Origin of the sequence: Microcoleus sp. AT9b-C3 (assembly GCF_036705485.1) — a bacterium.
Classification (GTDB): domain Bacteria; phylum Cyanobacteriota; class Cyanobacteriia; order Cyanobacteriales; family Microcoleaceae; genus Microcoleus.
Genome location: NZ_JAUBUR010000021.1, coordinates 46,072 through 68,011 on the forward strand (window position 1 = coordinate 46,072; position 21,940 = coordinate 68,011).

General features: G+C 46.4%; 17 protein-coding genes. 7 read left to right on the forward strand and 10 right to left on the reverse strand.

Translation table 11 applies throughout. The features are described 5' to 3' along the window. Positions 1–144: 144 nt before the first annotated feature. On the reverse strand, positions 145–1,872 hold the full coding sequence (locus QUB77_RS19090) for a pseudouridine synthase (protein ID WP_333176034.1): 1,728 nt from the start codon (positions 1,870–1,872) through the stop codon (positions 145–147). Positions 1,873–2,166: 294 nt separating this feature from the next. On the opposite strand from QUB77_RS19090, the gene QUB77_RS19095 reads away from it, so the two are divergent. Continuing rightward, positions 2,167–3,849 (forward strand): tetratricopeptide repeat protein, encoded by a 1,683-nt coding sequence (locus tag QUB77_RS19095; protein WP_333176032.1) that lies wholly within the window; start codon positions 2,167–2,169, stop codon positions 3,847–3,849. A gap of 171 nt (positions 3,850–4,020) precedes the next feature. Here the strand turns inward: QUB77_RS19095 and QUB77_RS19100 are convergent, their stop codons facing one another. The 3 genes from QUB77_RS19100 to QUB77_RS19110 all read right to left on the reverse strand — a co-directional run bounded on the left by QUB77_RS19100 (position 4,021) and on the right by QUB77_RS19110 (position 7,109). Further along, the gene (locus QUB77_RS19100) at positions 4,021–5,085 is read right to left on the reverse strand and encodes an aldo/keto reductase (RefSeq protein ID WP_333176030.1); all 1,065 of its coding nucleotides are present in this window, start codon (positions 5,083–5,085) and stop codon (positions 4,021–4,023) included. A gap of 158 nt (positions 5,086–5,243) precedes the next feature. Beyond that, complete coding sequence (locus tag QUB77_RS19105) at positions 5,244–6,080, reverse strand: MBL fold metallo-hydrolase (RefSeq protein ID WP_333176027.1); 837 nt, start codon at positions 6,078–6,080, stop codon at positions 5,244–5,246. A 219-nt stretch (positions 6,081–6,299) separates the two neighbouring features. Further along, entirely contained in the window at positions 6,300–7,109 is an 810-nt protein-coding gene (locus tag QUB77_RS19110) for an SDR family NAD(P)-dependent oxidoreductase (protein ID WP_333176026.1), read from the reverse strand. A 942-nt stretch (positions 7,110–8,051) separates the two neighbouring features. On the opposite strand from QUB77_RS19110, the gene QUB77_RS19115 reads away from it, so the two are divergent. Then, positions 8,052–8,372 (forward strand): RNA-binding protein, encoded by a 321-nt coding sequence (locus tag QUB77_RS19115; RefSeq protein ID WP_333176024.1) that lies wholly within the window; start codon positions 8,052–8,054, stop codon positions 8,370–8,372. Between the two features lie 409 nt (positions 8,373–8,781). Then, the gene (locus QUB77_RS19120; RefSeq protein WP_333066699.1) at positions 8,782–9,393 is read left to right on the forward strand and encodes a hypothetical protein; all 612 of its coding nucleotides are present in this window, start codon (positions 8,782–8,784) and stop codon (positions 9,391–9,393) included. Between the two features lie 155 nt (positions 9,394–9,548). Here QUB77_RS19120 and egtD read toward each other — a convergent pair whose 3' ends face one another. From egtD to egtC, 3 genes are all read right to left on the reverse strand, one after another. Beyond that, complete coding sequence (egtD, locus tag QUB77_RS19125) at positions 9,549–10,592, reverse strand: L-histidine N(alpha)-methyltransferase (protein ID WP_333176021.1); 1,044 nt, start codon at positions 10,590–10,592, stop codon at positions 9,549–9,551. 378 nt (positions 10,593–10,970) lie between these two features. Next, entirely contained in the window at positions 10,971–12,293 is a 1,323-nt protein-coding gene (locus QUB77_RS19130) for an ergothioneine biosynthesis protein EgtB (protein ID WP_333176018.1), read from the reverse strand. Then, entirely contained in the window at positions 12,265–13,053 is a 789-nt protein-coding gene (gene egtC / locus QUB77_RS19135; RefSeq protein WP_333176016.1) for an ergothioneine biosynthesis protein EgtC, read from the reverse strand. Before egtC ends, QUB77_RS19130 begins: the two co-directional genes overlap by 29 nt. 183 nt (positions 13,054–13,236) lie before the next feature. Here egtC and QUB77_RS19140 point away from each other — a divergent pair, with 183 nt between their 5' ends. The 3 genes from QUB77_RS19140 (at position 13,237) to QUB77_RS19150 (ending at position 17,387) form a co-directional block, all read left to right on the forward strand. Continuing rightward, positions 13,237–13,455, forward strand: a complete 219-nt coding sequence (locus QUB77_RS19140) for a hypothetical protein (RefSeq protein WP_190736419.1) — start codon at positions 13,237–13,239, stop codon at positions 13,453–13,455. A 1,381-nt stretch (positions 13,456–14,836) separates the two neighbouring features. Then, positions 14,837–16,459: a methyl-accepting chemotaxis protein gene (locus tag QUB77_RS19145; protein WP_333296018.1), complete on the forward strand. Its 1,623-nt coding sequence runs from the start codon at positions 14,837–14,839 to the stop codon at positions 16,457–16,459. A 640-nt stretch (positions 16,460–17,099) separates the two neighbouring features. Further along, positions 17,100–17,387 (forward strand): RNA recognition motif domain-containing protein, encoded by a 288-nt coding sequence (locus QUB77_RS19150; RefSeq protein WP_015179076.1) that lies wholly within the window; start codon positions 17,100–17,102, stop codon positions 17,385–17,387. Here the strand turns inward: QUB77_RS19150 and QUB77_RS19155 are convergent. From QUB77_RS19155 to QUB77_RS19165, 3 genes are all read right to left on the reverse strand, one after another. After that, positions 17,384–17,539 (reverse strand): hypothetical protein, encoded by a 156-nt coding sequence (locus QUB77_RS19155; RefSeq protein ID WP_333176012.1) that lies wholly within the window; start codon positions 17,537–17,539, stop codon positions 17,384–17,386. The genes QUB77_RS19150 and QUB77_RS19155 overlap by 4 nt on opposite strands. 117 nt (positions 17,540–17,656) lie before the next feature. Beyond that, complete coding sequence (locus QUB77_RS19160) at positions 17,657–18,103, reverse strand: hypothetical protein (protein ID WP_333176010.1); 447 nt, start codon at positions 18,101–18,103, stop codon at positions 17,657–17,659. Between the two features lie 486 nt (positions 18,104–18,589). Then, positions 18,590–21,076, reverse strand: coding sequence for a putative PEP-binding protein (locus QUB77_RS19165; protein WP_333176008.1), 2,487 nt, complete (start codon positions 21,074–21,076; stop codon positions 18,590–18,592). A gap of 72 nt (positions 21,077–21,148) precedes the next feature. On the opposite strand from QUB77_RS19165, the gene QUB77_RS19170 reads away from it, so the two are divergent. Continuing rightward, positions 21,149–21,853 carry a ComF family protein gene (locus QUB77_RS19170; RefSeq protein WP_333176006.1) on the forward strand — a complete coding sequence of 235 codons (705 nt, stop codon included), beginning with the start codon at positions 21,149–21,151 and terminating at the stop codon, positions 21,851–21,853. Positions 21,854–21,940 lie beyond the last annotated feature (87 nt).

A 21,940-nucleotide genomic window follows, 5' to 3' on the forward strand; every position in this document is an offset into this window, starting at 1 on the left:
ACTCCTTGCCTGCTCTACTCATGGGTGACAACTTAAGCTGAAATTACCCCATTTGTTGCTCAGATTACTCAACAATAAATATTTGCTGCCTCTATCTGTAATTCCTACTGCTTAACTATCCTTCGTTGACCGATCGCTCTTAGCTCAAAATGGTGTTTCGGCCTTTAGGTATAGCCTTTCTCCTAACTGCGGATGCTCAAATGAAAGTTCCCGCGCGTGTAAGTGTAGCCGCTTCGCAGCAGCCCGACATCCGTAAAGCCGATCGCCCAAAATCGGTATCCCCAACCCTCGAACATCCGCTGCATGAACCCTCAATTGATGCGTGCGTCCCGTTAGCGGCAAAAACTCGACGCGAGTAAAATTCCCCTCCCTCGCCATTACCTGAAAGCGAGTAACGCTGGGTTTTCCGCACTCCCAATTGACTTGCTGGTAAGGGCGATTTTCTGGATCGCCCCAAAGTGGAAGATCGATCGTGCCCGCCTCAATTTTTACAGTACCCGAAAGCACCGCTTCATAAACTTTGTGAACCTGCTTTGTTTCAAATTGCTGCCTGAGTTGACTGCTAGTTTCTTTGTCCCGCGCAAATAGCAAAATCCCAGATGTTTCCCCATCTAAACGATGCACCGCATTCAAATCCAAACTATTCGGTAACAAGTTACGCAAACGACTAAAAACACTATCTTGATTTTCCAGATAACGACCGGGAACTGACAGCAAGCCAGAGGGTTTATTGACCGCGATCAACCATTTATCTTCATAAATAATCGGTAGCATTTGCGTAACGGGCAAGATGCCCGTTCCACAAGAAATATTATTACTTGTGCGATGGGCTTCTAGCCCGCCCGTCAAACCCTCATCCATATTAGAAACAATCGGATTTTGAGCCAATCCTGACAGTAAAAAACCCATCAACGGCTGACACCGATCGCCACAAGCACCATAAAATTCTCCCTGTATCTTATCCCCCGATGGCGGCCCCCACCAAAACTCAGCCATTGCCAGCGGTTTCAGGTTGTTTACTGCCGCGTAGTGGAGCAATTTTGGCGCGCAACAGTCGCCAGTGCCAGTGGGAATAGAATTAGTCGGCATCAATGAGGAAAGCGAGATCGATGTTCCCAAAAAATTCACCAGAGTGTAAGCCGCGTGCATTTGCGTCTGAAGTTCGCGGGAAAGTTCTTTTCGCCGCTGTTTCATCGCCCGCATCCGCCGATCCGCAGCTTCAATTAATTGTTTTAGCGGCTGCAATGTTTCATCCCGCTGCCGTTTTAATTGCCTGCGTTCAATTTTATCCAAACGGCTTTCTTGATTCAGTTGTTCCAGCGCAATTTCTAGTGTTTCTGCTGCGAGAGTTTGACACAGTAACTGGCGTTTTTCGTCTCGCTGCAGCTTGCAATTGCGATGCCGATCGCTCAAAACTTGCAATTGCACTTCAAACTCCCGACATAAGGCTTCATACTCTTGTCGCTGCGGGAGTTGATTCAGTGCAATAAGTTCCTGTTTCATCGCCTCCAATTGAGTTAACGTGCGGGCTTCCTCAAAAGCAACTCGATCTCGTCCCGGAATCGGTGGCACCCAGCCCTCAACAATGCTGCAACCATTCAGCAGCCCGGAAAATGCTTTGAGTATCCGCTGTTCCCCCGAAGGCATCTCCACGAGTAATATGCCGTACATCTTCCCTTCGCGATCGTAGGCATCGTCAGCAGCAAGGTACTGCATCAAACCCCGGGCAAGTTCCTCGGACATTCGAGTACGCGGCAGTCTCAGCAGGTCGCCACTTTGAGGACAACGGCCTTCGTACCAATAATTCGGTTGGGAGTCGATCGACTCCCAATGACAGTCCGTGAAATCTAAAAGCGCGTGCAACTCTAGCATCTTAAATTTGGTAAACCTGAATTAGAACATTATGTGCTTGTGTCCTGGATGCTTTCGGTCAATCGAAAATCTAAAATCGAAAATCTAAAATCGACTGACCGTATGTTACAGCGGTGTACCGAAAGTGGGAACGGGGCATAATTTTATACCTACTCGAATTAAGTAAAAAGGATTTGTCGCACCAAGCCTGATATGCTAAATTTGTTTCCAAACAGCAGCGATATTAAGAAAAGCATAAGTTAATATATAAGACCGCAAGCTTGTTATCCCACTAAATTTTTATGTGAAAGGCGTATGCCAGACCTCTCGACTTCGGCTACAGAAAACTCCTCAAACCCCCAACCAGCTCTGCTGCCGCCGATTTTAAGAATTTTTGCAGCATTTCCAGATTACGATCGGGGCAATAGATTGTACGCCGCAGGAAGGTACGAAGCGGCAGTCATTTGCTACGGAAAAGCCGTTCAAATTAAGCCGGACTGGGCCAGGGCGTGGCTGAATCTGGGCAAAGCTTACAAGCAACTGCACTCCTACGCAGAAACCGTAGCGTGCGCCGATCGAGCTACAGCAATTAATCCCGAAGAATACTGGGCTTGGATGCTGCGCGGGACAGGGCTGTTAAGTTTGCAAAATCACTCAGAAGCGCTCGCGGCTTTCGACACCGCAATTCAAATCAATTCAGAAAAGCACGAAGCTTGGTATCAGCGAGGTCGAGTTTTAGAGGAATTGCAGCAGTGGGATGCAGCCGCAACCTGTTACAAAAAAGCAACCCAACTTCATCCGAATTTGCCCGCCATGTGGTACCGGCAAGGCAACGTGTTGGTTCAAGCGGAGCGCTATCCTGAAGCCGTGGCGGCTTTCGAGCGGGCGCTGAAACTCGTCCCGACTAATTGGGAAGCTTGGCTGAACCGAGGTTTGGCTTTGATGAAAGCCGAACGCTACGCTGAAGCTGTAACTTCTTACGATCGCGCCATTCAACTGCAACCACAAAATACTCTGGCTTGGTTCAATCGGGGCATTGCTTCCGCAAAATTGCACAAATATGCAGAAGCGGTGACAGCATACGATCGCGTACTGCAAATGCAGCCCAACGACTGCGAAGCGTGGTTTTATAAAGGAATGGCCCTCAAACACCAGTGGGCAGACGCGGCAATTGCTTGTTTCGATCGGGCAATTCAAATTAATTCTTTTTATCCAGAAGCATGGATCGGGCGCGGTCAAACACTGTCAGAATCGAGAGATTTTGAAGGGGCGATCGCAGCTTTTGACCAAGCCATTCAAATTAATCCGAATTTTCCCGAAGCTTGGCTCGGTAGAGGCATCGCCCTAGCAGGATTGGAACGCTACAAAGAGGCAATTATCGCTTACAGCAATGCCCTACAAATTGAAGGTAATTTTCTAGAAGCTTGGAACTTGCGAGGCGAAGCTTTGGAAAAATTACAGCAATACGAAGAAGCGATCGCCTGTTTTGATAAAGTAATCTCTCTGACTTCAGAAGCAGAAATTACATCAAAAGTAGGGTTGCAGCAAGGCGCAGCGCTGGAAAAATTGCAGCGTTACGAAGAAGCCGTCGCAGCTTACAACCGCGTACTAAAAATCGTGCCAGACAATTTTGAAGCTTGGTTGCAACGCGGCAACGCTTTGTCAAAATTGCAGCAGTACGAACAAGCTCTAGCATCATACGATCGAGCAATTACTGTCTGGCCCGACAACTATCAAGGCTGGGTACAGCGAGGTCTGATCCTAGGGGAAATGCAGAACTATTCCCAAGCACTCGTCGCTTTTGACCAAGTGATTCAACTCAAGCCAGACAACTGGGAAGCTTGGGCGCAGCGGGGCGACGTTTTGCAAAAATTGCAGCGAACTCAAGATGCTATTAGCTCTTACGGAGTCGCCCTCGAAATCAAACCCGATTACTACGAAGCTCTAGTCAGTCGAGAAGAATTGAGACTCAAGGGCGCAATGTCAGGAAAGTGGTAAGGGGAAATTGACGAATAGTTTTGATTTTTGAAATTGCTTTGTTCCTCGTAATACTGCGCTGGGGTAAAGCTTGAACTATTTAAGTTAAAACTAATAAACTTCCCTCTTCTCTGTGCTCCCTAGAAACAATCCAAAAGAGCCGGAGACAACCTCTCCTCTAGCCTTGGTGGGTTATCCTAGCCACGATGGGTTCATGGCGGTACTATCAAATTGGTTGGTAGTTTTATACAATTCGTATTGCCCTTTTGCTGCCGCCTCGCGAGTCCGATTCAGCATTGCTGCAACTTGTGCTCGATCCATCGGCTTAAACGTGCGAGCGGCCTCAAACGCTTGATCGAGGAGTTGCATACTATCAATGCCAGTAATCACGACTGAAGTAGGCAGATTCATCGCATAGTGGAGACATTCGATCGGACTTACTGTATTGCTTCTAAGGACGTAGGGGTCGCCCATAGATTTCATCCCCAATACACCTATTTGGTTCTTCACCAGCACCGGCAGAACTTGTTGCTCAAAACTTCTAAAATGAGCGTCCATCACGTTCAGCGGCATCTGTACCGCGTCAAAACGGAAATTGTTTTGAGCGGCAATTTCCATCACTCGCAGGTGAACCAAAGGGTCTTTGTGTCCTGTAAACCCGATGTAGCGAATCTTGCCCGCCTTCTGCGCTTCTACTACCGCCTCCATAGCCCCGCCGGGAGCAAAAATGCGATCGGGGTCTTCCATGCGAATAATTTCGTGATGCTGCATCAGGTCAATGCGATCGGTCTGCAACGCCTTCAGTGACTCATCAATCTGCATCATCGCAGCGCCCTTGGTGCGGCCGTCAATCTTGGTCATCAGAAACACTTTTTGCCGGTAGCCATCCTTGAGCGCTGCACCCATCCAGCGGTGGCTGCGTCCGTTGTGATAATCCCAAGAATTGTCCATGAAATTGATGCCACGGTCGATCGCACTGCGAATGAGCTTAATAGCTTCTTGCTCCTCTCGAAGGCGTCCGATATGGTGTCCCCCCAAGCCAATTGCAGACACTCGCTCTCCTGTGCGTCCCAATGTCCTGTAACTCATCTCCCCGCTTTGGGTTTGAGCTTGGGCAACTTCATTTTTAACATCTACTTGAGTCGGTTCATCTTGAGCTAACACGGGTTTCAACAACCCTTCGGAAGCAGCCAGCCCTGCTGCAACCAAACCCGAAGCAGAAGTTACCTTTAACAACTTGCGTCTGCTGATATTCATAAATGCCTCCTGCAAAAAAACTACTAGGACTCCCTCACCGCTTCGCTGCACTAAAGAGTTTTGAATTTAAGATGTCTCAAAATCCAGAGCGCAGTCGGGCTGCAACTTCCCCGACGGCCTACTTTGCCTAATCAATAGTAATGATGAAATTTCTAGTTTTAAGAGTTGCTAGACCCGCCAGCGAAGGCTTTTAACTCAATAGCATCGTGACTGCAAAACAGGCGCACATCTTTACTATGCTGCACCGATAATGCGTGCAGCCGGCCTTGATTGAGCAACCGAGCCTTGCGATCGACCTCCATCATCCATTGGTAGGCGCGCAAACCGGGCGTGCAGCGTCGGTTAGCCGCATCCATCTCGTGTCGGTAGAAATAGGCATCGCCTGCGTGCAGAAGCCAGCCATCGGGTGTATCAATGGCAATGCCAGCATGACCGCGCGTGTGCCCCACCAAGGGGATTAGCAAAATCTCCGGCGGCAACCCGTCGAGGTCGCGGACTGCTTCAAAACCGAACCAAGGTTCGCCACCCGCCGAATAGTATTTCCAGCGTTTGACTTCATCCCACTGCCCCGGACGATAGCGCCTTTTTGTGATGAAACCGTGCCGATCCTGTGCGGCATCGATTTCAGCCTGCATGACGTGTACCGTTGCTTGAGGGAAATCCTCTAGACCACCGGCATGATCGAAATCGAGGTGGGTTAGCACAATATGGCGCACATCGCTTGGTGAAAATCCGAGCTGTTCAATTTGATGGATTGCCGTGTACTTGCGATCGAACTGGATGTTATTAAAGTGGACGAAAAACGGGCTGAGCCGAGAGTAAGGCGACTCGATATCCCGCAATCCGAAACCGGTATCAATCAGAACCAGTCCCTGATTCGTTTCAACGAGCAGACAGTGGCAGACGAGGTGAGCCGTCAAACCCCGACTGAAGCCATCGAAAAGCGCCCCTCCAATGGGACACATACAGCCACAATTGAGATGATGAATTTGCATAAATGTGCTGTACTAAATTACTTAGGCGGGAACCATTTATTCCTCAGTTCCCATGCAATGCCGATGCTGCATAATGGCATCGATGAACGCATGAGAAAACTTCGCTAAATCGTCGCTACTGCCAGAAGTAAACACGCTTTTATCGGCTGCAATCAGGCCATTATCTGCGATATTTACTTTCTTTAAATCTGCACATAAGAATAGTAAGACGGGCGCGAATTATTTGTTAGCAGAACCCGGTTCAGTAAGCTGGCGGTGCATTTCGGCATTAACGGTATCAGGCAAAACCTTGCTCGCGCTGGCAAGAATCTTTGTCTTGAGTGAACCGGCGATAATGTCGTCCTTACCCGCCATCAGCGCCTCGAAGCCCTGCTTGGCAACTTCGGCCGGGTCGTCTTTCTTGTCGGCGCCCGCCTTCGTGTCGTCCATTCCCGCCCGATGGAAGAAGTTGGTATCCGTCGGCCCTGGCATCAGCGCGGTAACGGTGACGCCTGTGTCCTTTAACTCGTTACGCAGCCCTTCTGAGAAGGAGTGTATAAATGCTTTAGATGCCGCGTACACTGCCTCGAACGGGCCGGGCATTAGGGCTGCTATCGACGAGGTGAACAGAATTTTGCCTTCACCTCGATCAACCATATCCTTAACTACCCGTTTAGCCAAATGTACAGACGAGACAACGTTGAGGTTAATCAGATTTAGTTCGTCCTTCAAGTCTGTCTCGCGGGCAAAGTCGCCCCCGACGCCGACACCGGCATTAATTGCGATCGCATCCACTGGCCGATTAGTCGCTTTTATCTGGTTGTAGAGCGTCTCAACACCGTCGTAGGTAGCGAGGTCTGCCTGCACTGTCTCGACTTTGGCACCGAGCCCCTCAAAGGCTTGAGCCGCTTCATTGATGCTCGCTCCGGTGGCGGTGACTAGGAGATCGAACCCGTTTTGAGCGAACTGTTTGGCGAGTTCGTAGCCGATACCGTTAGAGGCACCCGTCACGACAGCCAAGGGCCGGGTCAACGAACTGTTTATAACCATTTAACATCCTCTGTAACTGCTTCACGCTCGTTAGTCTAGGCTTGCTTCTCTCTGTACCAGACAATCTTTGTGGACTGTGGGCTTTCAACTTTTACAATGCTAGGGAGGTAGGAGTGCGATCGCATCTTTCCCAGGACATAAGCTTTTAGGCATTTAAATACGGTCTAATCGAAAACAAACTTCATGCAATTAGTGTAAAAATCACAGCCGAGAATCATCTTAGAGAAAGAGCAAATAGAGAAACTACATAAAGCCTTAAAAAATGAGTAAAATGGAAATATTAGAGCAATAATTATACATATATAGCAATCCCTGCAGGAGTCGTAAAATTTTTACCCCACCCCAACCCTCAGATCGAGTTCGGGGAGGGAGTAAGAAATTCACAAATGATGCGAGCATTGCTATATATGTATAAAATGCGCGTAGATATGGCTAATAACTCTTTTGATAATTATTTGGGAACCGTTATTCTCTGGCGCTAAATCGGATGCGATGAGAGACGGGAGATGGAAAAGGGGAGTATCAATCGGAAGATTAATCCTGGGCTAAAAACATTGATCTCTGGTGGAACGGGCAGGAGGCTTGTCCAGGGATAACAGTGCGTAATGTTAGTTATAAGTGAATCTCAGGCACTGTTCTCAATCAGACCCAATCAACCTGGTAACAGCGACGAAAAATCTCGGATATCAGGTCGATCGCGCACCAAGAAACCAAGCCGATGACGCCAACAGTGTAAGATGTCAGTTATCACGAATATCTTTCTGTTGGCGATTGCCCGATCGCCCCCAAAATTGAAAATTATGACAGCCAATTGCTGATTCTGCTGGCTTCATGTTATAGTGGTTTTCCAAGAATTAAATTCGGTGGCGTAGTTTGTTGGTGTTTATTTACAAGCGTCTCTCCGAATCTAAGTCTCTGCACCCTAATGATTCTGGAGATTTTATGTCGATTTACGTGGGTAATCTTTCATATGAGGTAACATCAGAGGACCTCAACGAAGTATTTGCCGAGTACGGTACTGTAAGCCGCGTCCAAGTGCCAGTGGACCGGGAAACAGGCAGGATGCGGGGTTTTGCTTTTGTGGAAATGGCAAGCGAGGCAGAAGAAGCAGCAGCCATCGCAGCTCTAGACGGTGCTGAGTGGATGGGCCGCGACTTGAAAGTCAACAAAGCCAAACCTCGCGAAAACAACAACAACAGACGCTCCTCGGGCGGCGGCGGTGGCTGGGGCGACAACGATCGCTCTTCACGCGGACGCTACTAAGCTTTGAGACTGAAAATTTGAGTTGTGGTAGTTGAGGGCAGGTGCGAATGCTGCTTCTTTTTCGGGTTGTTCGATCGACCCATCAAATAAAACTCCCAAACCTCTAAATCAGTTTTGCCCCCTCCTTCGAGGGGGCTTTGTTTTTGGCGAAAAATCCCGCCAGGTACGTCTGCGGTGCAGTTCCCACTCTAGTTCGTGATTCGATACCCTCTTAACTGCTTTTTTTAAGAGGCTGTCGGGATTTCCCGGTTCGACTCCTGTAAACTATCAAACTAGAATTAAGCACGAAGAAAAGTTAGAATAACGGCAAAACTGAATATTGCCTAGAACAGCAAAACTATCTTTACCGAAGATTAGTCGAGAAAACCAGCCGAATATCAGCCAATATCTTGATTTTGCCTCAATAAAGATGTCCAAGGTCTACAGCACGGCGGAACTCATTAAAATCCTCGAAGAAGAGCGCCAAGCCTGCTTGCATGGGCGGCGCCTCAACTTGACTGAAACTCCTGCTACAGGCAACCCCGTGATTGACCGCTTTCTCAAATCTGAGGGAGTTCAGAAGTTCACTGCTTATCAAAATTTTAAGGCGGCCGTGCACGAATACCAGCGGGAACATCAAGTTTCTGGGATTGTCTGGCGGGAAATCGCGGTTAAAGGCAATACTCTACGCTATCCGGCAGTGGATGACGAATTAATAGCTCTACCGGTTGATTTGATCACGCTGAAGGCAGCTAAGATTGCTATGTTGGAATTCTGGCAGCAGGTAACTGCCGGGATGGATTTGTATTTAAGCATTAACAGCGGGAAGGATTTTCGATCGATCGAGCCGGTTGATGTAGAGGCTATAGCCCAGCGCACAGAATGGGCCAGTCTCTCGAAGTGGGAAAAGTTGGATTTTCTAGAAATTTTGTTGCAGTTGGGCTGGGGGAAGCCGGAGGAAGCTTATTATAAGCGGGGATGGCCGACCTCGGGCAGCGAGTACATTCACGCCGTAAAACCCGGACAGCGGCCGATTTGTTAATTAGTCAGTAGTCATAGTGCTGTCCCCGCTCGCGAACGTTATTAGTCAGCAGTCAGTAGTCAGTAGTTACTGATTATTGGGAGATATTCAAAACAAATAACAAATAACAATTGGCAACTGTCAACTGTCAACTGCCAACTGTCACCTGTCAACTGTCAACTGTCAACTGACATCTGGCAAAGCATCAAGCCAAACCACTGATTTGGATCTGTCCAAACTTGCACCGGCATTAAACCACGCTGCGAAAGTTCTTTTTTTACAGTATTGAGATTAAACTTGCGCGATATTTCGCTGCGGATAGTTTCTCCCGCTGCAAATTCAACCGTTAAATTGAGTGCGCGTAACTGAACTTTTTGCGCTTTTTTACTTTTCAAGTGCATTTCAATTTGACATTCCTCTTGATTGTAAAAAGCCCTATGCTCGAACTGCGCTAAATCAAAATTTCCCTCATATTTTCGATTTAAATGCCGCAGCATATTCAAGTTAAATGCTGCAGTTACTCCTTGACTGTCATCGTAGGCAGGCTCTAAAATATCCTTCGATTTGTCCAAATCAATTCCCAGCAAAAAATACTCTCCCGGCTGCAATGCACCGACAATTTGCGAGAAGAATAAATCGCATTCTTGAGCGTTGAGATTGCCCAGGGTACTGCCTAGAAAGCAAATCATTCGGGTTGGCAACGGCGACGGTGCAATTTTAGCTAAGGCTAATTCGTATGTGCTGACAAGTCCGTGAATCTGGAGCGACGGATAATCTGCCAACAGTTGACAAGCGCTGCTTTCTAGGATAGTAGGACTGATGTCGATCGGCAAATAATGCAGGGGATATTCCAGTTGACTGTAAGCATCGAGGAGAATCCGAGTTTTGGTGGAACTGCCGCTGCCGAGTTCGACGATTTCGCAGGGGCCAGTTAAATTTGCGATCGCCCCCGCGCACCCCTGCAAAATCGCCGTCTCAGTGCGTGTCAGGTAATATTCCGGCAATTGGCAAATCAACTCGAACAGGTTTGAGCCGCGATCGTCGTAGAAATACTTTGGAGGCAGGGATTTGGGGGTTTGAGTCAACCCGCTAACTACATCGCTGCCAGCATTGATTTCTGCCGGTGTCAGTGCCGCAGCGCTCACCAGTCGCTCTAAGTGCAGCCGGTTTTCTTTCGTTGAGGCTGAGTTTGTCGTATCGGACAGTCTTGGGGATTTCATAAAGTAATTTTTAGATGCACATATCGGTATAGCACGCAGTCGCGTTGCCAAATATCGCGCTCAAGTCAGATGTTTCATGCCGCTCTCCGTTCTGTATTGTCTCACCGGATGGATCTCGCATCCACAATTAAAACTTAAAATTTATCCACAAAAATTATTGAATACTTAACCAAACTTGTTTTCTTTGAGCTTGTTACATGGAAAAAAGTTGGGCATTTCGCAAACATTTTTTTTTCAATTGCCTCTCCAGCCATTTATCTGAGGTTTGTCAAATAAGCTTTGTAATGCAAGTATTAAGGAATTTGTTCATCGGCAAAGTCCGATGAATAAATTTTTCACTACGAACAAATTTGATGGTAATTATAATTACCTAGGAAACTACTTAGCGCAGCGAAAACCAGCAATAATTTGCCGCACGCCCGGATAGTACCAATTCCGAAAGGTCGATCGCAGTGCCTGCGGAAAAGTCGCCCAACTCCCGCCTTTCAAAACCCGGTGTTCTCCATCAAAATAAACTTGAGAATAGCCCCTGTAAGGATAACTTTCAAATCCCGGATAGGCGTCAAAGGTTGAACCAGTCCACTCCCACACATTCCCCAACATATCATAGCAACCCGACGCACTTGCTCCTTTGGGAAAGGCATCGACTGGCGAGGTATTTGCAATATTATTGCCGTGATTGCACAGGCTGCCGTTTGGCGGTTCTTCTCCCCAAGGATAGATGCGATATGTTTGATTTATTGCATCCCAACTCGCAGCTTTTTCCCATTCGGCTTCCGATGGCAAACGCTTGCCAACAAAGTTGCAGTAAGCTTCGGCTTCGTACCAACTGACACCGCAGACTGGATGGTTGTTGAAAGCTGGATTTTCTGACCAGTAAAGCGGTTGACAGACGGCTTCGCCTTGCAGGCATTTCCAGCCGTCGGCTGACCACCAATCAGGGTTTTGATAGCCGCCGGATTCCATGAAATCTTGGTATTGACGGCAAGTGACGGGATAGCGATCGATCGAGTATGCTTCTAAATAACACAGGTGGCGCGATCGCTCGTTATCCAAAGCCTCAGCAGCATCGCTTCCCATGTAAAATTCCCCGCCCGGAATTTCAATCGCCGACGAATCGGTAATTGGGCATCGGGAATTGGGCATTGGGAATTGGGCATTGGGAATTGGGAATTTCTGCTGCTTGATTCCTCTGTGTTGTAGAGAATTAATCCGTGTATCCGTGTCCAAATCCGTGTCGTGCCTTGCTTCCTTCTTCCTGTGCATTTGCAACACGAAAGCAACAGTTTCGCAGTGCTGGCTTTCGTGCTGAATAATAAACCGCCAGAGGCGTTCTTGCTCGTCGATCGGCGCTACTTCCAAATAATCTAACACCTTTTTTCTCACCGCGTCCAGATATAATTCAACTTCAGGTAAAGTCGGCAGAAAAACCCGTTGTTTTTTAGGCAAAATATCAGCAGCAAACAGTTGGTGATACTGAGGCAAGACAGGTTTCAAGCCAGCACATCGTTGCAACAGCCACAAATCTTCAGTATAAGCAATGTGACCTAAGTGCCAGCCAACAGGACTGAAATCAGGATGAGCTTGGCGGCAAAAAGTATCATAATCGATGTCTGCAAATAGCTTGAAAGTGCCGCGGCGACACTGCTGCAAATCGCGATAAATTGCCTCTCTACAAGATTGGATAGATTTGGATATCACGATCTACTCCGGTACTGATAATGCTCTGGACTGGACACTCGTGCCAATTGCCAGGAAATAAAGGTTCAGAAGCAATGACGACAGAATCCGGGAAATTCAAATCGTCTCGCAGCCAATAGAGGGAAGGAGGGGTTTTGTGGGAAGCAAAGCGAGAGGCAACAAGCTGGTGTCCGTCGCTGATAATGATATTAGCTGAAAATTCTACTTCGTGAAAGTTTGCTAACTCTGCCACAGTTTTCAGCGTGTTTTGCAAAGCAGCTTCTAGAGTCACATTGGCGGCTGTCAATTCATTGACAAACAAGCCGAAAATATGTTCAGAATCTGTAGTGCCGTTAATTGATTGATAAATGGTATCGCTAAGTCGATCGCGAATTGGTCTGTAAAGAGTTTGACGAAAATTCTTCACGAAGCCGTTGTGTACGAACAGCAGGCGATCGTTCTGAAATGGCTGACAGTTGCTCAAATCTACAGCTTGTCCAGAAGTTGCACTGCGAACGTATCCGATCGCGCATCCAGATTCAACGTATCGACTGATACTCGGAAGGTTAATGTCGCTCCAAATTGGCTGTACATTTTTATAAGTAAACGGGTCAGTATCTAGGTGCGGGTGATACCAACCAAGACCAAAACCGTCAGCATTGAGTACGCCAGAAGTCATTTCGCGGGGCTCGTAACTCTGCACAATTAGGGAATGTTCCGGCTTGTACAGAATAGCATCGAGTAAAATCGGCTCCCCGAGGTAGCCAAGCAAACGGCACATAAAATTTTTGCAGCAATGTGATTAGCATTGTAAGTCATTAGCCAAAAAATTGCCCGTTAGCGAAGCTTGCAGAAGAGGATCGGGCATCTTCAGCGCTGGAAGGTTTTTTGTAGCCCGCTGCCAGCATCGCAGTACAAACGATACAGTTAAGGTAGAACCCCTGCAGCACAAGGAGACTCTTGAATGTTCCTCGACGAACTCATCCCAATGGCGAAAGAATTGATCGAACAGCCGATCGCCTTCGCGGGCGGATTTTTATCTGGCCTGCTTCGACTCAACCTTCACGAAGATCCCGTTAAAAGCTGGATCGACGAGCAAGCTGGTTCAACTTCCTACACTACTCCCCCAGCCGAACCCACCAACGGTAAAAGCACGGGGCCTCAGTCAATCTCGATCGACTAAGGAAAAGCAGTAACATCCTCCCAACGCCAAACTGATTACAGTTATGGCGTGGGCTTCCAAACTTCACAGTTTCGCTTTTCGCGTTTTTCCCTTACGGGATTTCCACACTTGGCTAGACTTAATTTCTCAGTGCCCGCTAGAAAGTCTGCACTGACACTTTCGATTCCCGTATAGGCTTTCTCAGATAGATGAAGTACAATAACAGCAGTGTGTCAACCAGTTTCAAATATCTTGCTTAGAAAGTTGACGGAATGAAAACTTTATCACCTTTCGTAATTATTGATAATTTTTTGTGTTGATAAAATTGAAAATATTTTTAAGTTTTGACCATAAATTCTCCGGCTTATGATAAATCGGGCGAAGGGGGCGACAAGTATATTACTTTCGCCCTTTTTCTTGATGACTTTATTTACTTATTTTGCCTATTGGTCGGGCTATTTTCCATCACTAACCAAGCATCTTTGCATATTCCTTGTACGTTACCGGAGCAGAAAATTCTCAAATATAATTGTATCATTTTTTGCTTAATTAACTTCACTTAAAATTTTATTTTTGACCGTTATATGTAGTTTCGGTGAGATATTTTTACAGATTTATTCGTTCTTTTCTTGCATTTAAACCTTTTAGGGATATAGTTAACAATGAAGTTATTCAATAGTTGAATCATTCTTCTTTTCAATCGGCGCTAACATTATCAGTTGTTCTCCCTTAATCTTGCAGGGTCGCCTAAATTAGCTACCCGATCAATAGTTTGGGTTTCAGAAGCCTGTTTAAGTAATTTTTTTGACAAAACTGAAAACTCCCAAAAAACAGTTAGCTATGGATTTTTGTGAGATTGTTTCGGGAATAATCAACATCGATAATTTCTGGTCTCAAATCAAGATAATAAGCTTTCATTGCTAGTAATGTATGATGTTTTCGATGCTTGGTGAACAAAAGAGAGGTCAATGGATGTGGGTTCCCCTCCACTGCTGGTGAGGCTGTGACTCTTGAGCGAATTAGAGTTCATTTATCTTATATTGTATATTTTACCGTTATGAATACGTCAGCAATATGATACCTCATCTGTCTCACAAAGCCTATATATGTGTAATCCAAACTTAATTATAATCCTACCATTTTTATAGTGGGCGTCGGCAGGCTTGGTTTGTGTAACGCCAGGTTTTAACCGGTAGACTAAAGGGGTTTATAAAAATGAATTCAGCATCATGACGACCACAAAGCTACCGTAACTGCGTCGTCACCCAAAATCGATAGCGACTTTCAGGCTCAGGAGTCACTCATCAATTAATTACTAATTTTAAAATGTAAAATCTCCAAAGTAAAATCCTAATATGTACTTTAGCTACCTGAGAAAAGCTATAATATACAAAATCTGTTCATGAGTGCAGCGAGGATAACTGTAGTAGAAGGAAGCAGAAATAGTATGTTGAGAAAAATGAATTTACAAACCAGACTTATCAGTGCATTTTTGATAATGGGAGTGTTAGTATTTTTTGTTGCCTGGGTAGGATGGAATTCAACATCTAATCTCAGTCAACACATAGAGACTCTCGGTAAGAATAACTTACCGAGTATTGAAGCTTTATTGAAAATTAACGAGGGACAAACCCAAATAGAGTCATCCGAGAGAGCGCTAATTAATCCGGCACTCAGTCAAGTAGAAAGGCAAGAGGCATTAAATAGAATGGACAAGGCTTGGCAGCAGATTAAAGATGGGTTTAAAGCATACGAAGTCCTTCCTCGTACCTCAGAGGAAGATGCACTCTATCAACAAATGCTTAAGTATTGGGAGGAGTGGCAGCAGGAAGATCAAGAACTACTGCGAATTAATCAAGAATTTGAGACCGTGGGAATTTTGAATCCTTTGGCTTTGCAGCTAAACCTAATTAATCAGGGTAAAAGTAAGTCGCCAGAAATGGCAAGAGCTAAGACAGCTAGTAACCTTTTGAATAAACTTAGGCAGCAAGCTAAATTAATTCGCTTTAAATTTATTAATTCAGAAAACGCCACTTTAGCAGTAGTTGACTCCAATAGAAAGCAAGCAGATCAAGCTTATGAAACCGCATACAAGGATAGTAAGAATACTCAAGTAGCTGTATTGTTGGGGATGACAGTTGGGCCGCTAATAGCGATTATTTTAGGTATAGCTTTAAGCATGGCGATCGCCAAACCTTTAGATAAAGCGCTGAAAGGTATTATTAATATGATTGTCAGTTCTTCTACCGAGATCGCTGCTACAATTGAGCAACAAGAACGTATTGCTGTACAACAAGCTGCTTCTGTTAATCAAACAACTACCACAATGGATGAATTGGGCGCATCATCAAGGCAATCAGCTATGCAAGCCGAATCAGCCCTTGAAAATGCCAGTAATGTCTTAAATATGGCAGCAGAAGGCAGTAAAGTGGTGAATAAAACCCAGCAGGGAATGTTGAGTTTGACGGAAAAAGTCGGAGCGATCGCCGAGCAAGTTTTACATTTGAGCCAGCAAACCAATCAGATTGCTGATATTACCAATTTAGTCAGCGATTTGGCAAATCAAACTAATATGCTGGCAATTAACGCTACAGTGGAAGCAGTACGCAGCGGAGAACAAGGAAAGGGGTTTGGGGTGGTGGCGACGGAAATTCGCAGACTGGCCGATCAAAGCAAAAAATCGTCGGATCAGATTAATGATTTGATAAACGGCATTAAGAATTCCATTAATAAAACAGTGATGGTAACAGATGAGGGCAAGAAAACTTTAGATAATAGCCTAAAATTGACTGAAGGTACGGCGGATAATTTTAACAATGTTGCCAATGCTATTAACAGTGTTGTTGTGAGCAGTCAGCAAATTTATCTGAATACCAAACAGCAGGCGATCGCTATTGAGCAAGTGGTAGATGCGATGAATGTTCTGAATAAAGGAGCAACGGAAACAGCCAGCGGTATTACCCAAAGTCGAATCGGCACTCAAACACTTAACAAAGCTGCTTTAAATCTCACATCGTTAGTTTAAATGAGAAAAGTAATATACTAAACTGGGGATTAAAGAGATGGAGAGAAAATCTTCCCAATTCCTCATTTCCAATTTGCAATTCCCAATTTTGCCCAAGGATTGAAGGTGACATCTCCCCGTTTAGGAAAGGGGTGGGGAGATGTGAAGTAAGTTTGCTCAAATGCCTGTCTAGATGTGTATAGCAATTCTCAAGTTAATGAGGTACAGATTTAAATTTTAGATTAAAGAATGGAAGAAGTGGGGAATTGGTAATTAACTGCCAAGTACCTCACGAAAGTTGAAAACCGCTATATCAAAGATGATCGCGATCCAGAGCAACCTAATATATTATACCTTGTTACTCGCTTTATTTCCGAAGATGCTTGGCGATGCGTCGCCCACCTATCACTGATCTGATTAAAATCAAGTATTGTTCAGGCGTGGGATTCATCGCCGCCCCAAACCTCATACCCTGACTCGCCCTGCGGATGAGTGAGGATATAAGTTTTGATTAAGCTAACTATTGCAGCCAGTACCAAGGGTTAGTCAGTGTGGCAAACCCTTTTAGTCCAAGTCGATTGGCCAGTTGTATGCCAGATAGCACTTGACAGTTAAATTAAAAGGTTATTATGTATAGCACAACAAGTTCAGTTCGATCGACATGACTATCTACATTGGAAATCTGTCTTACCGCGCCACCGAAGAAGACCTGAAAGCAGTATTTGCAGAATACGGCACAGTCAAGCGAGTTGTCTTGCCTACCGACAGGGAAACCGGTCGGATGCGCGGTTTTGCATTTGTTGAGATGATGGAGGATGCCCAAGAAGACGCTGCAATTGCCGAATTAGACGGTGCAGAGTGGATGGGACGCCCCTTGCGAGTGAACAAAGCTAAACCGAAAGAAGAGGGAAATCGAGGCGCTGGTATCAAGAGAAACGACGGATATTAGTCTGCGATGTGGCGGTTGACATCCTCTCGAAACCCACCTGATGCACCAGTGCGCCAGTAGCGCCGAATTGCAAACACCAGTTGATTTTGGGGATGCAATGTCAAATCCGCTGCACAAAAATATCGATTTTTTGTGGGCTGCACTTGATTCATAACTTTTTGAGAAAGACAGAATTTATGCACGCTAGTCTAGAAACCCGATTTCTTCCGCGATACGTCGCTGCTAAAAGCAAAATTTATCAGGAGAAACCGGGTTGATGAGCGTGAGTCTTAGAAAGAGTAAATTCGCCCTTTTTCATCAATATAAACTGACCGGTCTTGCCTAGTGCGGGGATCTGATCTGGTGATGCGAATCGTCACAAGGTTTGTCTGCGAGTCAACGTTATAGTCGTATTTCAAAGTTGCGCTTCCTCCTGTGGTATTAATCGGAATATTGGCAATGTCGCCGGTGCGATTGCTGATACGAACAATGATGTTTTTGCTGGCTCCGACGGGCAAGGATGACAAGTTGGCACCTGATTGACCGTATTCTAGGTTTAATCCCGTTTCATTTAACAGTCTGAGGGTAATGTTGCGAGTATTGTCAACCTGCGCTTGAGGTTGCCAAAATCCGGGTTTTGTCCCGCCGTCAGTTGCAGGTTGAGATAATGCTGGGTGAGGATGCAGACAGCCGAGGGCGGCAAGTATTGCTGCGGTTGCAATAATTTTTGATTTCACTGTTTGTACCTCCGGGTCAAGAATTGGTGATATTTCTATCCTAGCTTTAAAATCGGATGTTAGTGGAAGGAAGAAGGAAGTTCGGCAACGGATTATTTAACGGATGTAACGGATGTAAAGGATAGAAGGAAGAGGGAAGTTCGGCAACGGATTATTTAACGGATGTAACGGATGTAACGGATAGAAGGAAGGAGGAAGTTCGGCAACGGATTATGTAACGGATGTAACGGATGTAAAGGATAGAAGTCCGATGTCCGTCGGAATAAGGAATAAGGAATAATGAATAAAAGCAAGGGTTTGACCAATTAAAACTGTCCTCACCGTCTGGGCGGTTGTTATATAATTAGAAACTGGGTTTCTGTAGTTGTGAATAGTCTTGGAGCCACGGGTTGTCTAGAAACTGGATTTCCAAGGAGGTGGCTGCTTGCCAAAGCTATGATTGAGATTAGAAACCGGATTTCTGGGGTCAAGTGAGTCGGGTAGTGGTTAATTGTTAATTATCGATCGAGCGGCTTCTAGCAGCAGGCGCTGTTCGGCGCGGACGATCGCCCTGGAAGTTTGTTCTGCAGCATCGACATTGACCGAAATAGAGGAAATTCCCCACCGCACGAAGGATTCCACTGTTTCGGGATACAATGCGGGAGCGTCGCCGCAGATTGAGCAAGGAATGCCGGCGGCCCGGGCCTGTTTGATTAATTGTTCGAGCGCCCTCATCACTGCTCGATCGCGCCCGTTGAAAGCACCTGCTACCTGGTCGGAGTTGCGGTGAACTCCTAATAGCAATTGGGTTAAATCGTTGGTGCCGATGGAAATTCCTTGAACTCCTGCTTTTACGTAATCGGGCAATAAAAATAACACCGAAGGAACTTCGGCCATAATCCACATTTGAAACTCGGTTGAGCGGTTTTTCCAAACAGTTTCTAAGCGCTGGCGGCAGTATATAAACTCGTCAACCGAGCGCACGAAAGGCAAAATTAAATTAACATTCGTATGGCCTGACTCGCAGACTTTTTGAAGTACGCAGAGTTCCCAATCAAATAATTCCGGTTCAAAGGTATAACTGAAGCTGCCGTGGGCGCCTGACTCCCGTAAATCGAGCGATCGATAAAATATTGGCCGCGGCGAAACGGCAGCAGCAAATAAGCTGAGGCAATCCGCCATGCGATCGACAAATTCCGATTGGCGGCCGTCTTGTAGCCAAACTTTGGGGTTTTGACAGTCCAAAGCTTCTAATGCCATTAATTCAGATCGCAGCAATCCGATGCCGTCTATTGGCAGATTTTTGAGGCGGTCAATCGAACTTGTTTGGCTGACATTAACTAGCAGTTGAGTCGCCGTTGGTGGGCCCCAAACATATTGAGTAGACTCAGATTGTCGAGATTTAGGCGCCCAATTGGACGATCGATCGGAGATAGAAGATTGGTGCTTGGCTATTGACATTTTCGCTGCTGTACTGTATATATTTGTCTTTTTTGCTGTGTCCCGAAGTCGGCCGCTGTCTCCTGTCTCGATCGCATCCTGTTGGGCGAGGGCAAAAACTTCTCCGCTGTCGCCGTCTACCAACACGGAATCGCCCGAGGCGATCGCCCGGGTGGCCCCTGCGACTCCCACAACGGCGGGAATCCCCAATTCTCTCGCTAAAATGGCGCCGTGGCAGGTCATGCCTCCTTGTTCCGCCACCACCCCAGCAGCAACCTTCAGCCAAGGCAGCCAATTCGGATCGATTGTCGGGGCTACCAAAATGCCTCCGGCTAAGAATTCCGCGTTTTCTGGGTGGGAATTAGTCATAACTTGGGCAATTGCTTCGGCTTTTCCTGATGCTGCTCCCACACCTCTAAGTATCGCAGGAGTTCGGGCTGGGGCGATCGAGTTTGGCTGCGGGAGGGATCTCGAATTTTCCTCTAGTGGCGCGACTTTTTCCCCTTTCACAAGACGAACTTGAGTGAAATAAAACTGCTGTTCGCCGCTGTTTGCTGTCTGGTTTAGCGTCCACTCTAAAATTAAATCTGAGTCAAATTCTGCGCTCGCTTTTTTACTCAATTCAATGATTTCTTGCAGTTGCGATTCCTCTAAAACATATTCTGTTTGTGCTTCCTCTCCCAGCGCTAAAACTTGCACGCAACAATCAGCAAAATCAGGAATTATAAATGGAGAATCGGAAATTGGGAAAGCAGCAAACTTGCCCAGCAGCCGTTTTTTTTTCGGTTCACCCTCGCCGATTTTGAGATTGTAGGCTAATGTTTTGTAACCGATCCGCTGGAATTTAACCGCGCTTGTTTCTGGCTGCACTTGATAGTAATCGGGGATGGTTTCTCCCCTAGCGAGGGACAATCCCAAACCGCTGGTGGCTTGGATTTCCCACTGTGCACCCGCCTTTGTTTTCACCTCGCCTGCGGCAATGGCTTCTTGAAGTGGCTGCACCAAAACTGCGGGATTGATTTGCTGTACCCGCAGGCCGCACCGCTGCCAGTAAAATAGACTTCGGGCTCTGAACATTTCTGCCCAAGCTCGTTTGAGTCCGTCCCCAATGGCTTCGGGTTCTGCCCGTACTGCCTGAGATGCCAGAATGCCGAGTGTTTTCGGGTTCCAGGAAGTCAGGGAAGGGCGAAAAATTAAGGCTGTGGAGTTTAAGTTTGACTTGGAGTTGAGTTGAGAAACAGCAGACTCTAGGGTGGAGAGCAGTGAATCTGGCAGTTTGCCGGCGAGGATTTGGTGGCGGATGCTGCGGGCGATGGATTGCAGTTGTCTGGGTTCATCGACATTCAAGTGCAGGGAAGAGTGTGGCCAGTCAGCAAACAGCGGTTCTAGGCACTCGATCGACTCTAAAAACTGCCAGAATGTGGTAGCCGGTACGACAAAACCCGGTACAACGGGGTGATTTTTCTGGAGCAAACAGCTCAAGTAAAATGCTTTTTCTCCCACTGCATCTCTGTCTGAAGGTTGAATTTTGTCTAACCAGTAGAGGTTTTTCACGCTGCGAGCCTGTCGGTGGAAACTGATTGAAGCTAAATGTTTTTCCCATTAATCACTTACGACAATTTTAGGATGAACAAGCGACAATGGACGGGATTAGTCAAATCTTTTCTCAATCTATTTCTTAAGTCTAACTGTCCTCTTTGTCAGCGACCGGCCGCCGGAGAGTTTTGTTTGTACTGTCACAAGCAACTTCAGCGATGTCAGTTAAGCGATTCCGGTCGATTTTGGAATTCACAGCAGCGTGTTTTTGTGTGGGGGGAGTATGGCGGGGCTCTCAAACGGGCGATCGCAGCTTTGAAATATGACGGCAATCCGCAATTAGCCAAACCTCTAGGCGGCTGGCTGGCAGAAGCTTGGCTGAGTTTTCCCGAATTAGCTATAGACAATCTAACAGTTGTACCGATTCCCCTGCACAAAGAAAAGCTCAAGGAGCGCGGTTTTAACCAAGCAGAACTTTTGGCTGAAAGTTTTTGCGAGCTGACTGGTTTGCCTTTGCAGCGGCACGGTTTGGAGCGGGTGAAAAATACTCAAGCTTTATTCGCTCTGACGCCACAGCAGCGCCAAGCGGAAATGAAAAATGCTTTAAGTTTGGGGAAAGATTTTCGTCGTCGCCTTCCGCGCGATCGAGTGCTGTTAGTTGATGATATTTACACTAGCGGTACTACGGTTAAGTCGGCAATTCAAATATTGGAACAGTCGGGAATTTCGGTTTATGGAACTGTGGCACTGGCAACTCCGAATAAGATTAATCGGTCAATCGATTTTAGATTTTAGATTTTAGATTTTAGATTAAAGAATTGAAGCATTGACCCGACGGATAAATTGGGGGCAAGTTTATCGGATACAGGTTTTTTATTTCTC

Excerpts from the sequence above, each read along its gene's own strand:
- QUB77_RS19105 (WP_333176027.1), bottom strand. The coding sequence starts at position 6,080 with ATGCAAATTCATCATCTCAATTGTGGCTGTATGTGTCCCATTGGAGGG.
- QUB77_RS19150 (WP_015179076.1), top strand. The coding sequence starts at position 17,100 with ATGACTATCTACATTGGAAATCTGTCTTACCGCGCCACCGAAGAAGAC.
- QUB77_RS19155 (WP_333176012.1), bottom strand. The coding sequence starts at position 17,539 with ATGAATCAAGTGCAGCCCACAAAAAATCGATATTTTTGTGCAGCGGAT.
- QUB77_RS19095 (WP_333176032.1), top strand. The coding sequence starts at position 2,167 with ATGCCAGACCTCTCGACTTCGGCTACAGAAAACTCCTCAAACCCCCAA.
- QUB77_RS19115 (WP_333176024.1), top strand. The coding sequence starts at position 8,052 with ATGTCGATTTACGTGGGTAATCTTTCATATGAGGTAACATCAGAGGAC.
- QUB77_RS19145 (WP_333296018.1), top strand. The coding sequence starts at position 14,837 with ATGAGTGCAGCGAGGATAACTGTAGTAGAAGGAAGCAGAAATAGTATG.
- QUB77_RS19170 (WP_333176006.1), top strand. The coding sequence starts at position 21,149 with ATGAACAAGCGACAATGGACGGGATTAGTCAAATCTTTTCTCAATCTA.
- QUB77_RS19140 (WP_190736419.1), top strand. The coding sequence starts at position 13,237 with ATGTTCCTCGACGAACTCATCCCAATGGCGAAAGAATTGATCGAACAG.
- QUB77_RS19120 (WP_333066699.1), top strand. The coding sequence starts at position 8,782 with ATGTCCAAGGTCTACAGCACGGCGGAACTCATTAAAATCCTCGAAGAA.
- egtC (WP_333176016.1), bottom strand. The coding sequence starts at position 13,053 with ATGTGCCGTTTGCTTGGCTACCTCGGGGAGCCGATTTTACTCGATGCT.
- QUB77_RS19110 (WP_333176026.1), bottom strand. The coding sequence starts at position 7,109 with ATGGTTATAAACAGTTCGTTGACCCGGCCCTTGGCTGTCGTGACGGGT.
- egtD (WP_333176021.1), bottom strand. The coding sequence starts at position 10,592 with ATGAAATCCCCAAGACTGTCCGATACGACAAACTCAGCCTCAACGAAA.
- QUB77_RS19090 (WP_333176034.1), bottom strand. The coding sequence starts at position 1,872 with ATGCTAGAGTTGCACGCGCTTTTAGATTTCACGGACTGTCATTGGGAG.
- QUB77_RS19100 (WP_333176030.1), bottom strand. The coding sequence starts at position 5,085 with ATGAATATCAGCAGACGCAAGTTGTTAAAGGTAACTTCTGCTTCGGGT.